This is a genomic window from Massiliimicrobium timonense, assembly GCF_002160865.1.
Lineage (GTDB): Bacteria > Bacillota_I > Bacilli_A > Erysipelotrichales > Coprobacillaceae > Allocoprobacillus.
In genome coordinates, this window is sequence record NZ_NFLJ01000022.1 from 18,579 (window position 1) to 32,133 (window position 13,555).

Genomic DNA, 13,555 nt, shown 5'->3' on the forward strand with positions numbered 1-13,555 from the left:
ATTGTCATAAGATTATCTTTTTATATAATGATTTGAAAGTGAGATGAAAATATGAAAGCTGGTATAATCATTTATCAATCAAAATATGGTTCAACAAAAAAATATGTAGAGTGGTTAATGGAAGAAATACAATTTGATTGTATAAAAACTTCAAATGCAAAAATAAAGGATATTGAAAAATATAATACGATTATTTTATGTGGGGGTATTTATGCTTCGGGAATTTCAGGAATATCTTTTTTGAGAAGAAATTATGATGTGTTGAAAGATAAAAAACTAGCTATATTTTGTGTGGGAGCTTCACCTTTTGATGAACAAGCCTTCAACATGGTTAAAACTCATAATCTTAAAAATGATTTGAATAAGATACCAATGTTTTATGGTAGAGGTGCTTGGGATGAAGACAAAATGTCATTTAAAGATAGAACTTTATGTAGAATACTGCAAAAATCAATATCAAAAAAAGATCCTCATACTTATGAACCTTGGATGAAAGCATTAATGAGTGCAGTTGGAGAAAAATGCGATTGGACTGATAAAAAATATTTAAAACCACTGATAGATTATATTTTAAACTAAGATAAGGTAAAAAATTTTTCACGGGTATCCAATAGGATATTCTTTTTTTAATATCTAAACAAGAAATTTCTCAAATTATAAATAATATATTGACACTATTTCTCAGTATGATTATAATATATTTGTAAACGATTTCAGAAGGGAGTATGAATTTATGGAAAGTATTAAGTCGTTTTTTGAGAAATTTCAAATGATTATGGAGGAAAAGATTGTTCCTGTTGCATCTCGTATTTCATCGCAAAGACATTTAGCAGCTTTACGTGATGGATTGACAATTTTAATTCCTTTTACAGTCATTGGTGGGATTGCCTTGATGATTGCGAATCCACCAGTTGATTTGGAAACAATACAACCTACTAATTTTTTCTTTCAGTTTTTAATTGCATGGAAAAATTGGGCAACGGATTGGAGTGCATTATTGTCAATACCTAATAATTTAACAATTGGTATTATTTCTATTTATGTTGTTTTAGGGGTTTCTTACCGTCTGGCAAAAACTTATCAAATGGAAGCATTTGCAAATTGTTTAACTGCATTATTTGTCTTTTTGTGTGTTGCCGGGGTTCCTCAAAGTTTAACAGATGGGAATTATATTAATATTTCTGGATTAGGTTCTTCGTCAATGTTTGCAGCTATTGTCGTTGGATTAGTGGTTATTGAAATTAATCATTTCTTAATTATTAAAAATATTAAAATATCTATGCCACAGAGTGTTCCACCAATGGTCGCAGGACCATTTGAAGTCTTATTACCATTAGCTATTAATATGTTGTTGTTTATTGGTCTGGATCAGTTTATTATATACTTAACAGGAAGTGGTTTCGTGAATCTTGTCTTTACTGTTTTCTCACCACTTATTTCTGCAACATCATCTTTACCATCTATGTTATTTATTGTTTCATTAACAGTTATTTTCTGGTTCTTTGGTATTCATGGTGATAACATGGTCAGTGCTATTACAACACCAATTTTTACAGGAAATCTGGTTGCGAATCTTGAAGCATATAATGCAGGAAAAGACATTCCTAATATTATTGCTGGAAACTTTACATTTATTTTTGGTTTAGCAATCTGCTATTTAGCTATTTTATTCCATATGAATTTTGTATGTAAGAATAAAAGATTACGTTCATTAGGACGTCTAGCTATTCCTTCATCTTTATTTAATATCAATGAACCTTTGGTTTTTGGGGTACCAACAGTTCTTAATATTTTAACATTTATTCCAAGTTTAATCTGTACAATCTTTAATGTGGCAGTAGCATATGGAGCTACATATTATGGTTTAATGGGAAAAACATGTATGAGTGTTCCTTGGACATTACCAGCTCCATTGTATGCATTTTTATCAACAATGGATTGGCGTGCCATGTTAGTCTGGTTATTCCTGTTTATAGTCAATGTTTTGGTATTTTTACCATTCATGAAAAGTTACAATAAACAGTTGGACTTAGAAGAAACAATGAATAAAGAATAGTATCTTTGATAGGAGGATTTTTGTGAAAATTCAAGATATTGTAAATTGTTTAGAAAAACAAGGAGAATGGGTTAATCGAGAATATACGAGAGATCATATTTTATTTGGGCGTACGGATACGGAAATTGATAAAGTCATTGTATGTTGGGTTGCAACTATGGAAGTGATTCAACAGGCAATAAAACAGCAATGTCATTTCATTATTACGCATGAAAATCTCTTTTATATGAATGGAACTTCCATACCGACTGCTATTATTCAGTCACAGCAAGAAAAAATGAACTTATTAGAAAAAAATAAAATCACTGTTTATCGCTGTCATGATTTATGGGATTTATATCCTCATATTGGCGTAAGAGATCAATGGGCCAAGCTTTTAAAAATTCCTTTTCAGGAAGTGACATCTCCACATAGTTATTTAAGAATTTCAAAGCCATTTGAAATGACAGTAGAAACATTGGCACAACATATTATCAAATCCATAGAAGAATATGATGAATTTGGTGTTGAAGTGATTGGGAATCTTCATCAAATAGTGCATTGTTTAGGTATTGGAACAGGAGCGTGTACTGATGTTATTCAAATGCATAATGCAGGAGCTGATGTTTGCTTAGTCAGCGACGATGGCATCAATAACTGGGTTCATACGCAATGGGCTATGGATCATCATATCCCACTCATTGTCGTGAATCATTTGACAAGTGAAGCTGCAGGAATAAAAAAATTAAGTGAGTATCTTTCTGAACAATTTCCTCATATTGAATTTCATTATATCCAAAATGATTATGGAATTCATCATATAGAAAAGGCATCCAATGATTAGGATGCCTTTTCCAAATATAAACCATAATAATAAGATATAATTTCAGCAAAGAAATAAAGTGTTGTACGATTATCAAGTTGTTTTAATACTGTAGAAGTAGATGTAGAAGCAATATTAGAAGGCAAAGTAAAAATCATATCAACCAGTTTATTGATAGAAGAATCGTTATTCATTGTGATTAATACTGTTTTTGCTCCTTTGGATTTAGCTGTTTTTAATAAATGATTGTAAGTTGTAGATGAAGCAGAAACACTAAAAATAATGAGTAGATATTGGTTGTTTAAGCAATTCTCTAAATAATTAAACTGGACATCATCTGTAACTCCTTCAATAAATTGATTATGAGAATATAAAGAATAGACAAGCTGTTTAGCGCAAAATGCAGAATTTCCTATACCAATTGCTTTAATATAGGGATATTGATAAATATAGGCAGCAAGTCTTTTTAAGTTTTCATCAAAGCTGAGCTGACCGATAGCTTGAATAGTTAAAGCAAATGATAAAGAAATTTGTTGTAAAACAGTTTGATTATCAACAGATGCAGGAATCTGTTGATAGTCTTTTTTTGTACTCTCCTCAATAGCATATTTAAACTCACTATATCCACGATAACCTAATTTTTTTGCAAACCTTAACATTGCTGATTTAGATGTGTGACATAGTTCACCTGCTTCAATAATCGAATGATCAATGATAATATGAGGATTATCCATAATTTGTGTATAAATACGTTTTTCAGTTGTTGTGAGAGATGTGTAATATATTGATATACGTTCTTTTAAATTCATAGATATGCTCCTTTTATGCATATTTTACCATAGAGTATATGAGAAATAAAGAAATGAAAACGCAAAAAGAAGGTACAAGGGGAAGTACCTTCTTCTTTTGGGGTTTACCAATATTAGGAATATAACTTCGATAACTTACATCTATTTTATATGGGGAGGAAAAATAGAGGGGAAAGTGTAAGTTATCTGTATATATGTTTGACTAATTTTTGAGTATTATTCATTTTTTTATGATTTTTTTTAGTCTGTTAACACATAGAAAAGAAAGAGCAATTTTGATAAGATCAGGAATTATAAATGGAATCACACACCATCCTAAAACAACTGATAATGCAACTGGTCCTGTTGTTTGTGTATAAACCATCATAAACCAGAATGTGCCAAAGCTATAACAAATCAATAAACCAATAAGCATTGAAATGATAAAAATGAAATGACGGTTTCCAAATACACTTTCGATAAACCACATAAATAATGCAGAGAATAGAAAACCGATAATATACCCACCACTTGTCCCTAGAATAGCTCCTAGTCCACTAGAAAAACTCGCAAAGACAGGGATGCCTATGATTCCTAATAAAATATAAACAAATATAGCTATTGTAGCTCTTTTGCCTCCAAGTAAACCAACAGTTATAAAAATACCCATTGTCTGTAAAGTAAAGGGAACTGTTGCAGGAATAGCTATCCATGAACAAATAGCAATAAAAGCTGCAAACAGACCTATATAGACAATATCTTGCACTTTATGAATTTGTGAAACTGATTTTATATTTTCCATTATATACCATCCTTTAACAAGGCATAAGAATAACAGAGTTTATGTTTATTGTCAATTTAAAATTCAATTTTGCTTTACAATAAAACAAAAATGAAGATTCCTATAAGAATCTTCATAAAAAATATTAAAAATGGGAGAGGGAAAAATATTATTTTATAAGTGAGAATTATGTTTTTATATCGCCTCCTTGTTTTATAATATATCAAGCTTTTATCTTTGTATTTTCAAAAAAGTATGTTATATTGTGTTATGGTGAAAATTATGAAAATTGGAAATGTAGATATTAAAAATAGAATTATTATGGCTCCAATGGCAGGAATTACTAATGTGGCTTTTAGAAAAATTATTAAGGAGTTTGGAGCAGGGCTTGTTGTAAGTGAAATGGTGAGCGATAAAGCTTTATGTTATGGTAATCAAAAAACAATTGAGATGTTGACAATAGATGAAGATGAACATCCTGTCAGTATACAGATTTTTGGTGGAGATGTTGATTCAATGGTACAGGCTGCCAAGTTTATAGATGAACACTCTAACTGTGATATTATTGATATTAATATGGGGTGTCCAGTTCAAAAAGTATTAAAAGCACATGCAGGAAGTTACCTATTGCAGTATCCAGATTTAGTTTCTGATATTGTAAAAAATGTTGTAGAAGCAGTTAGTAAACCTGTGACAGTAAAAATTCGTATTGGCTATGATTTTGATTCTATTAATTGTGTTGAAATTGCCAAGCTGATTGAAAAAGCAGGAGCCAGTGCGATTGCGGTTCATGGGAGAACACGTTCACAAATGTATGAAGGACATGCTAACTGGGATTATATAAGACAAGTCAAAGAAGTAGTATCTATCCCAGTTATTGGTAATGGAGATGTCAAAACAGCACAGGATGCAAAACGTATGTTAGATGAAACTGGGTGTGACGCTGTAATGGTTGGTAGAGCAGCACTTGGAAATCCTTGGGTTATCCAGCAGATGGTTCAATATGTTGAACATGGTATATTATTAGATGAACCAACGATTGATGAAAAACTTGATCAATGTCTTGCACATGCGAAAAGGTTACTCAAAGTTGAAGGAGAAAAGAATGCTATCAGACAAATGCGTGGTCATGCACCTTGGTATATGAAAGGATTGAAATCTGCAAGTGCTATTAAAAATCATTTATCCAAAATTAATACTTATCAAGAACTAGAGGATATTATTGAAAATTATCGTTATTATTTACATACAGGGGATAAAACTATTTTTGAAGAAAGATAGGGAAAAACGATATGGGAAAATTAATTAAGAGAATAATTGTAGCTATTTTAAGTGTGTTTGTTATTGTATGTGTTATAGGAATTGTTTTTGGAAACAAACAGGATTTTGATTTGGTAAAAGATGCATTAAGTTTGGAATATGGAGAAACATTGCCAGAAAATTTTGATGATTTTATTGATACAGATGGTGATATTAAAAATATCGAATACAGCAGTCAAGATATAGGTGATTTTAAGGATATTTTAAATGTTGGAGAATATACAGTTGATTTTCAACTAGGGGATAAAAAGGAAACGTTACATATTTCAGTTAAGGATACAACAGCTCCTCAGTTGCAATTACAAGAATCAGCATCAACTTTACAAAATCATACTATTGATTATGAGAAATGTTTATCTATACAAGATTTATCAAAGTGTGACATCATTATTAATGATGATGAGGTGAATTATAATGCACCCGGTAAATATATAGCTAAAGCTATTGTTAAAGATCAATATCAAAATCAATCAACAATAGACATACCAGTTATAATTGAAGAAGTCACTTTACAAGCTTCAAATTCTTCAATAACTTTACAACCAAACGAAACACAAACATTAGAGCTTAAAACCAATAGTCATCATGCTATTACATATTCATCAAGTAATCCAGATGTTGTTACAGTAGATGAAGCTGGTCATATTTGTGCCTTAAAATCAGGTTCTGCAACTATAAGTGCCAGTGTTGATGGTCATACACAAACATGTCATATTACTGTTCCATCTACTCAAAAAAAAATCAACCACATCGCATCATGTAACACATCATTCTTCAAAGAATGAAACAACATCAAATACTAATGTGGGAGAAACAGTTTATATTACAAAAACTGGTAGTAAATATCATCGTGCGGGTTGCCGTTATTTAAGAAAAAGTCAAATTGATATTTCATTAAGTGAGGCTAAAAATGAAGGCTATACAGCATGTAGTGTATGTTTCTAAAATATAAAAATGAATGAATATACAAAAAGAGATTTTAAAAATGATCGTCATTTAAAAAATCTCTTTTTTGATTGCTTACTTATCTTAAAAATATATAGATGATGATTGGGTGTTTTAAAGTATTTATATCTCTCCTTCATCATCTTCCTTTTCATTGTTTGTTTGAATATATTGTTCAATAATAGAATCAGAGTAACTTAACAGATGACCAAAAGCATAAGCAATTTCTATTCTTGATTGATGATATTGATGATTCAAAATAGATTGTTTTTTACGTTCTTTTAAAGTAATATATTCTTCTATATATTTCTTTTCTTTATAAAAGATAATATTATAAGTATTACGATTAAGTGAATAAGGAAATAAATCAGTAATTAAAGGATCATCATCTAAGTAATAATGTGTTTGATATTTATTTGTTATAGCATTGACAAAAGGAATATAACTATCTCTATTCTCTTTTGTTGTACAGGGATGAGCTAAAGCTATATGTTTCATACCAGCTTTTACCATTTCGTTAAAACAATCAATCACTCCACATTGATAGGAATATGTATCTATTTGTTTCATTTCAACCATACCTTTTTTGTTTACATCATGTCTTGCTTGTTTAAATCAAAATCTTTATAGTATTTAGAAAATAAATTCTTTTCTTTGAGTTCATAAACTTGGTTATCCATATAATAATAAGATTCACCATTTTGAAAATAAATATCCAATACAGTCTGTGAATTTCTAATATTATCTCTCATAATAAAAGATTGATTTGTTTGTGTTGTTCCAAAGAGGATCATCGGAATACGTGTGTATAAATGAAACATTTCAACAGGTCTTCTTACACTTGTATGAAAAGTAGGGTTCATAATTTTTGAGTCACCTGTATGTGATTCAAGAATATGAATGACATCTTCAAAGTTATTTTGTAATGGAAATGATAAGCAACTTCCTTTTGGTTGAAGGTCCTCTTTAGATATTTTCAGTTTCTTATGATACTGATAATCAGTCATTTCTATCACTTTTTGTTTGGCTAATGTTTTAAAAACTAGATAGCCTTCTACTTGATTATCTAAATAAAGATCATATAAAGTCATTGTCATTCCTCGCTTTCACTATTTATTTTACTATATATAAGATGATGAATCTATAATTATTTCTTAAAGCAAAAAAAAACACTAGACTTAGGATCTAGTGCTTATATTCTTCAGCAAAGAATACTTGATGCCATAATGAGAAACAATAAACAGTCCATATTTTTTTATAATAGTCATGTTTATGATTTTTATGATCTTCTAACATAGAAAGTAATTTTTGATCGTCAAAAAGCTGTTTAATAATAGGTGTCTGTAAACCATCATAGACTTTTTGATAAAGATCATCTTCACGCATCCATTCACGTAATGGAACAGGGAAACCTAATTTCTTTTTCTTATAGGCTTCATTAGGGATGACTTTTTTAGCGGCTTGTCTTAATAAGACTTTTGTATTTTCCTTTGTGACTTTTTGATTATCTTTTAATTGACTGGCAATTTGGAAAACTTCTTTATCGGTGAAAGGAACACGACTTTCGATAGAGTGTGCCATTGTCATTTTGTCACCTTTTTGTAAAATATCTTTAATAAACCATGTCTGTAAATCAAAAGCTTGTCTTTTTTGAATATTTGTGGCTTTTTTAACATTTTCAAAAACATTTCCAACAATATCCTGATGACTATGTAAATGACTTATATCTCTTAATAAATGTTTACAATCATTATCAGAGAAAACAGGATTGACACCGACATAATAATCTTCAATACGTTCACCATTTCTAATTAAAAATGGAACTCCCTTAAAAGTAGGCAAATGCTTACAAAGAGATGCGATTGCATGTCTGATAAAGAATGGCAATTTACCATAGATACCACTATCAATATCGCCTCTATAAGTATTGTAACCACCAAAGAATTCATCAGCCCCTTCACCAGATAATACAACTTTGACATCTTGACTGGCAAGTTGGCTGACAAAGTATAAAGCAACAGCTGCAGGATCGGCTGTAGGTTCATCTAAATGATACATAATCTTTGGTAAGACTTCTAAATATTCTTCTTTTGTAATAATCTTACTTTTGTTTTCAATACCTAACTGTTGTGTTAAATCTTTCGCATAATTGATTTCATTATATCTTTCATCGTTATATCCGACTGTATAAGTATGTTGAGGTCTAGCTAATGAAACAAGATATGATGAATCAATTCCACTACTTAAAAAAGAACCAACTTCAACATCAGCAATTAAATGATGTTTGATAGAATCTTTCATAATCTGATCAATAGCTTGAATCATTTCCTGATCTGTTTTATATTGATCTTTAAAAGCTATAGAATAATAGCGTTTGATTTCAATTGATTGATTTTTATAGATAAGATAATGACCAGGTAATAATTGTTTTACATTTTTAAAGAAAGTTTGTTCGCCAGCCACATAATTCATTTTTAAATAAATATCTAAAACATCTGTATTTAATTCTTTATGAAAATCTGGATGATCTAAAAATCCCTTAATTTCACTGGCAAATAAGAAATGTTGAGGATCATCATAATAATAGAAAGGCTTGATTCCAAAATGATCTCTGGCACAGAATAATTCATGTGTATCTGTATCATACAATGCAAAAGCAAACATTCCTCTTAAATAATTCACAACATCATAACGATATTCTTGAAATCCATGTAAAATAACTTCCGTATCACTATGTGTTAAAAAGACATGTCCTTTATTTTCTAAATCTTTTTTTAATTCTAAATAATTATATATTTCCCCATTAAAAACAATTACTAAGTTATTTGATTTCATGGGTTGCTGTCCACCAGCTAAATCAATAATAGATAAACGACGATGACCTAAAGCAACATAATCATCAATAAACTGTCCTTCACCATCAGGACCTCTATGAGCAATACGATTCATCATCTTTTTTAATATTTGACTGGCATTTTCATTGGTTGGCGCAAATCCAACAATTCCACACATTCTCATCACATCCTTCGTGAAAGCATTATAACACGCTTTTTTGTATAAACAAATAAAAAAGTAAAGAAAAAGAGGACTTAATCCTCTTTCACATCAACATATAATTCAACATACCCACATTTTTTACATAAAGCAGCCTTAAGAGAATATTCTTTTTTCTTAAGATTTTCATTTTTTTCAATCAATGTAAAATCACTGATTGGTTGAGCCGTATCTTTAATATAACAGTTTTCTTTCATTTCATCATGACATCTTGGACATTTTCTCATGTATACCACCTCTTTAATATTATTATACAAAAAATGAAAAAGAAAACAAAGAAAAACAAAAAAACGAATAATAATGATTTTACAAGAAAACCATTATTTCCCATTTTATTCATCAAAATATATGTTATAATATGTCGAGGAGTGTGATAGAATGATTAAACTTGAAAATGTAACAAAAGTTTATAAAACCGGCGTAAGAGCTGTTAATAATATGAATGTCGATATTGGTGAAGGAGAATTTGTTTATGTTATAGGGCCTACGGGAGCTGGAAAATCAACATTTATTAAGTTGTTATACCGTGAAGAAAAAGCCAGTTCAGGAAAGGTCATTGTTGCAGGGCAGGATGTTTCTAAGATTAAGGATAGAAAAGTTCCTTATTTTAGAAGAAATATTGGTGTTGTTTTTCAAAACTTTAGATTATTACCTAAGAAAACTGTTTTTGAAAACGTTGCTTTTACATTGGAAGTCACAGATACACCTAAAATCCAAATTAGAAAAAAAGTACGTAGAACATTAGAATTAGTTGGTTTGGAAGATAAAGCCAATGCTTTTCCACATGAATTATCTGGTGGTCAACAACAACGTGTCGCTATTGCTAGAGCGATAGTCAATAGTCCTAAAGTTTTGATTGCTGATGAACCAACAGGAAACCTTGATCCTGATACTTCAAATGAAATTATTGAATTATTAGAGAGAATTAATGAAGTGAATCATACAACTATTTTAGTTGTGACACATGATAAAGAAATTGTTCAAAAGCATAAAAAGAGAACCATTTTGATTGAAGATGGATGTATTAAAACAGATACAAGTGCAGGAGGTTATGTTGATGGAGTTCATTAGTTGTATAAAAAACTTTCCAAAACATTGTAAAACAGCATTTCAGAATATTTGGCGTAATGGTGTGATGTCTGCATCTTCTATTTTTGCTGTAACGATTACTTTATTGTTGATTGCAGTCATTGGTGTGATTGCGATTAATGTACAAGATATGACTTATAGCATTGAAGATAGTTTAACGATTTATGTCAAGATGGATCGTGAAATTAGTGATAAAGAAGCTCAAGAGATTTTACCAGAGATTGAAAAGATTGATGGTGTCAAGAAAGCAACTTTTTCTTCTAAGGAAAATGAATTGGATAAAATGATAGAAATGCAGGATGAAGATGGAAAGAAATTATTTGAAACTTATCGTGAAAATAATCCATTAGGAGCAGCTTATGTTGTAGAAGTCAAAGATGCTAAGGAAATTGATACTGTGGCTGATAAGATTAGTGCCTTAGACCATGTCAATGATGCGACTTCTGGAGGGGCATCTACAAATTCTTTAGTGAATAGTCTGGAAACTATTCGTAATGGGGGAGCTGTATTTGTTGTTGGTTTAACAATAGTCGCTTTATTTATGATTGCCAATACAATTAAAATTACAATTACATCAAGACAAACAGAAATCAGTATTATGCGTATGGTAGGAGCTAGTAACTGGTACATTCGTTTGCCATATATGCTAGAGGGTGTCTTTATTGGTTTATTAGGTGCCATTATTCCTATTCTGGTTGTTTATTTTGGGTACAATTGGATTTATAGTGGAGCAGCTGATTTTTTACCAGCAATGGTATCTATGCGTGAACCATTTCCATTTATTTGGCAATGTGCTGGTATCATGATTGCATTAGGTTGTGGTGTTGGTTTAATTGGAAGTTTTGTTTCGGTAAGAAAGTTCTTGAAATTCTAGGCTTTAGGTGAATCCTAAAGCCTTTTTTGGAGGTTATGATGAAAAAATTAATCATGATTGGTGGAACAATGGGTGTTGGAAAAACAACAGTGAGTCGCTTGTTGAAAAAAGAGTTGAATCATAGTGTGATGTTAGATGGGGACTGGTGCTGGGATATGCATCCATTCATTGTTAATGATGAAACAAAAAAGATGGTTATGGATAATATTGTTTATCAATTACAGTCTTTTATTCATTGTTCAGTTATTGAAAATATTATTTTTTGTTGGGTATTACATGATCAAAGTATTATTGATGAGATTTGTCAAAGACTGGATACTTCTCAGTGTCAGGTTTATTCTATTTCACTTCTTTGTGATGAAGACACATTAAGACAACATCTTCAAAAAGATATTGATTTAAAAATAAGAGATGAGAGTGTTATTGAAAGAAGTTTAGAACGTATGGGACATTATCATGATCTTTTGACATATAAGATTGATATTTCTTCTTTAAGTCCAAAAGAGATTGTTGAATGTATTCTTGATTATATTCAATAACAACATACGTTTGACTTCATTATCTATTTTCCTTATAATAGGGAATATATAAAGGCAGGGACATATGATGTTTACAAAGAAAGAAATTTTTAGTATTCCAAATATATTATGTTATTTTCGTATATTACTCGTACCCGTATTTTTATGGGCATATTTTGATTTACAATCGGATGAGGGGCATTTTGTAGCGGCAATTATCTTGGTACTATCAAGTTTAAGTGATTTTTTTGATGGATTCATTGCCAGAAAATGTCATATGATTACAGAACTCGGTAAGCTGATTGACCCTGTGGCTGATAAATTGACACAGTTTGTAGTGGCATGTACATTGATGTATACTTATCCAGCCTATGCATGGCTGGTTGCGATTATTGTATTGAAAGATGGTATGCTGTTGTTTGTAGGATATTATATTTATCGTAAAAAAGATAAACATCTTTCTCAGGCTCAAATGCCTGGTAAGGTTGCAACAGCTGTATTCTTTATTGTGTCTATTATTCTGGTTGCTTTTTATATTCCTGGAACAATGGTTTCATCAATTTTGATTTATTCAACGCTTATTTTAATGATTATTGCGATGATTTATTATGGACATGGTTTATATCGTTTATATCGTGAGAATTAAAGGCTTTTATAGCCTTTTTTCTATGTTTTCTTTTATGAATTCGGTATAATAAAAATAGGTGATATATTATGGGAAATAAAAGAGAATTAAAACGTTTATGTTATATGGAAGCTTTGGAAGATAATGTAGTTGGAGTAGAGATGATTTTAAATAGGTTTAATCAGATCGATAATAAAAAAGGTGTTTTTGATTCTTATATTTTGACACATGATCGTACCAAAGCTATTTTGGATTTAGAATTGTCACTGGCTACACTTTGTATTTTACTTAGAAAGATGTCTGAAAACCTGATGGTTGTTATACCATCAGAATTACGACGTGATATTAATAGTATTATTCACTCTAATCGTTTTGAATACAATCGTTTAGAAGTTATTGTTTATTCACAAAAAGGGAGAGAACCAGTAGATTTAAGAGGGTTGCTTCGCTTTTGTCATTCAGTGCTTGATAGTGACAAAGTTCGTAAATAAGGGATGTTAAAATATCATTGGTGATGACAATGAATTTAAGAAAGAATATAGGTATCATTATGATGATGTTAGGTGTGATTTTAACGATTAATCATGAACAACAAAATGAGTTTATTCAACAGCTGGAAACAAGTATCAAGGCTTATTGGCCTCTTGTTATTAGTTTTATAGGTATCTATATGATTTCTACACCTAGAAAAAGAAAATAAAAT

General features: G+C 30.3%; 17 protein-coding genes. 11 read left to right on the forward strand and 6 right to left on the reverse strand.

Annotated elements, in window-relative coordinates:
* The first annotated feature begins 51 nt into the window (after positions 1–51).
* The 3 genes from B5E75_RS08340 (at position 52) to B5E75_RS08350 (ending at position 2,879) form a co-directional block, all read left to right on the forward strand.
* Entirely contained in the window at positions 52–579 is a 528-nt protein-coding gene (locus B5E75_RS08340) for a flavodoxin domain-containing protein (RefSeq protein ID WP_087358307.1), read from the forward strand.
* Between the two features lie 154 nt (positions 580–733).
* Positions 734–2,056 (forward strand): PTS sugar transporter subunit IIC, encoded by a 1,323-nt coding sequence (locus B5E75_RS08345; protein WP_087358309.1) that lies wholly within the window; start codon positions 734–736, stop codon positions 2,054–2,056.
* Positions 2,057–2,078: 22 nt separating this feature from the next.
* Positions 2,079–2,879 (forward strand): Nif3-like dinuclear metal center hexameric protein, encoded by an 801-nt coding sequence (locus B5E75_RS08350; protein WP_087358310.1) that lies wholly within the window; start codon positions 2,079–2,081, stop codon positions 2,877–2,879.
* Here the strand turns inward: B5E75_RS08350 and B5E75_RS08355 are convergent.
* Both B5E75_RS08355 and B5E75_RS08360 read right to left on the reverse strand, forming a co-directional pair.
* Positions 2,876–3,667 carry a MurR/RpiR family transcriptional regulator gene (locus B5E75_RS08355; RefSeq protein ID WP_087358312.1) on the reverse strand — a complete coding sequence of 264 codons (792 nt, stop codon included), beginning with the start codon at positions 3,665–3,667 and terminating at the stop codon, positions 2,876–2,878. The two genes, B5E75_RS08350 and B5E75_RS08355, sit on opposite strands and share 4 nt — an antisense overlap.
* Positions 3,668–3,887: 220 nt before the next feature.
* Positions 3,888–4,448 carry a biotin transporter BioY gene (locus B5E75_RS08360; protein ID WP_087358314.1) on the reverse strand — a complete coding sequence of 187 codons (561 nt, stop codon included), beginning with the start codon at positions 4,446–4,448 and terminating at the stop codon, positions 3,888–3,890.
* Positions 4,449–4,709: 261 nt separating this feature from the next.
* Between B5E75_RS08360 and dusB the strand changes: the two genes are divergently transcribed.
* Positions 4,710–5,708 (forward strand): tRNA dihydrouridine synthase DusB, encoded by a 999-nt coding sequence (gene dusB / locus B5E75_RS08365; protein ID WP_087358316.1) that lies wholly within the window; start codon positions 4,710–4,712, stop codon positions 5,706–5,708.
* Positions 5,709–5,719: 11 nt separating this feature from the next.
* Positions 5,720–6,532 (forward strand): Ig-like domain-containing protein, encoded by an 813-nt coding sequence (locus B5E75_RS08370; RefSeq protein ID WP_087358318.1) that lies wholly within the window; start codon positions 5,720–5,722, stop codon positions 6,530–6,532.
* A gap of 283 nt (positions 6,533–6,815) precedes the next feature.
* Here the strand turns inward: B5E75_RS08370 and B5E75_RS08375 are convergent, their stop codons facing one another.
* From B5E75_RS08375 to B5E75_RS08390, 4 genes are all read right to left on the reverse strand, one after another.
* Positions 6,816–7,262 (reverse strand): hypothetical protein, encoded by a 447-nt coding sequence (locus tag B5E75_RS08375; protein ID WP_087358320.1) that lies wholly within the window; start codon positions 7,260–7,262, stop codon positions 6,816–6,818.
* A gap of 20 nt (positions 7,263–7,282) precedes the next feature.
* Complete coding sequence (locus tag B5E75_RS08380; RefSeq protein ID WP_087358322.1) at positions 7,283–7,783, reverse strand: hypothetical protein; 501 nt, start codon at positions 7,781–7,783, stop codon at positions 7,283–7,285.
* A 94-nt stretch (positions 7,784–7,877) separates the two neighbouring features.
* Entirely contained in the window at positions 7,878–9,704 is a 1,827-nt protein-coding gene (gene asnB, locus B5E75_RS08385) for an asparagine synthase (glutamine-hydrolyzing) (RefSeq protein ID WP_087358324.1), read from the reverse strand.
* 77 nt (positions 9,705–9,781) lie between these two features.
* Positions 9,782–9,973: a hypothetical protein gene (locus B5E75_RS08390; protein ID WP_087358325.1), complete on the reverse strand. Its 192-nt coding sequence runs from the start codon at positions 9,971–9,973 to the stop codon at positions 9,782–9,784.
* Positions 9,974–10,124: 151 nt separating this feature from the next.
* On the opposite strand from B5E75_RS08390, the gene ftsE reads away from it, so the two are divergent.
* The 6 genes from ftsE to B5E75_RS08420 all read left to right on the forward strand — a co-directional run bounded on the left by ftsE (position 10,125) and on the right by B5E75_RS08420 (position 13,552).
* Entirely contained in the window at positions 10,125–10,817 is a 693-nt protein-coding gene (gene ftsE / locus B5E75_RS08395; protein WP_087358327.1) for a cell division ATP-binding protein FtsE, read from the forward strand.
* Complete coding sequence (gene ftsX, locus B5E75_RS08400) at positions 10,804–11,709, forward strand: permease-like cell division protein FtsX (protein WP_087358329.1); 906 nt, start codon at positions 10,804–10,806, stop codon at positions 11,707–11,709. The genes ftsE and ftsX overlap by 14 nt, the downstream gene beginning before the upstream one ends.
* Before the next feature lie 38 nt (positions 11,710–11,747).
* Positions 11,748–12,248 (forward strand): AAA family ATPase, encoded by a 501-nt coding sequence (locus B5E75_RS08405; RefSeq protein ID WP_087358331.1) that lies wholly within the window; start codon positions 11,748–11,750, stop codon positions 12,246–12,248.
* 67 nt (positions 12,249–12,315) lie between these two features.
* A complete protein-coding gene (locus B5E75_RS08410; protein WP_087358333.1) occupies positions 12,316–12,873 on the forward strand; it encodes a CDP-alcohol phosphatidyltransferase family protein in 558 nt (185 codons plus the stop codon).
* 68 nt (positions 12,874–12,941) lie between these two features.
* Positions 12,942–13,343, forward strand: coding sequence for a hypothetical protein (locus B5E75_RS08415; RefSeq protein ID WP_087243859.1), 402 nt, complete (start codon positions 12,942–12,944; stop codon positions 13,341–13,343).
* A 29-nt stretch (positions 13,344–13,372) separates the two neighbouring features.
* On the forward strand, positions 13,373–13,552 hold the full coding sequence (locus B5E75_RS08420; protein ID WP_087298199.1) for a hypothetical protein: 180 nt from the start codon (positions 13,373–13,375) through the stop codon (positions 13,550–13,552).
* Positions 13,553–13,555 lie beyond the last annotated feature (3 nt).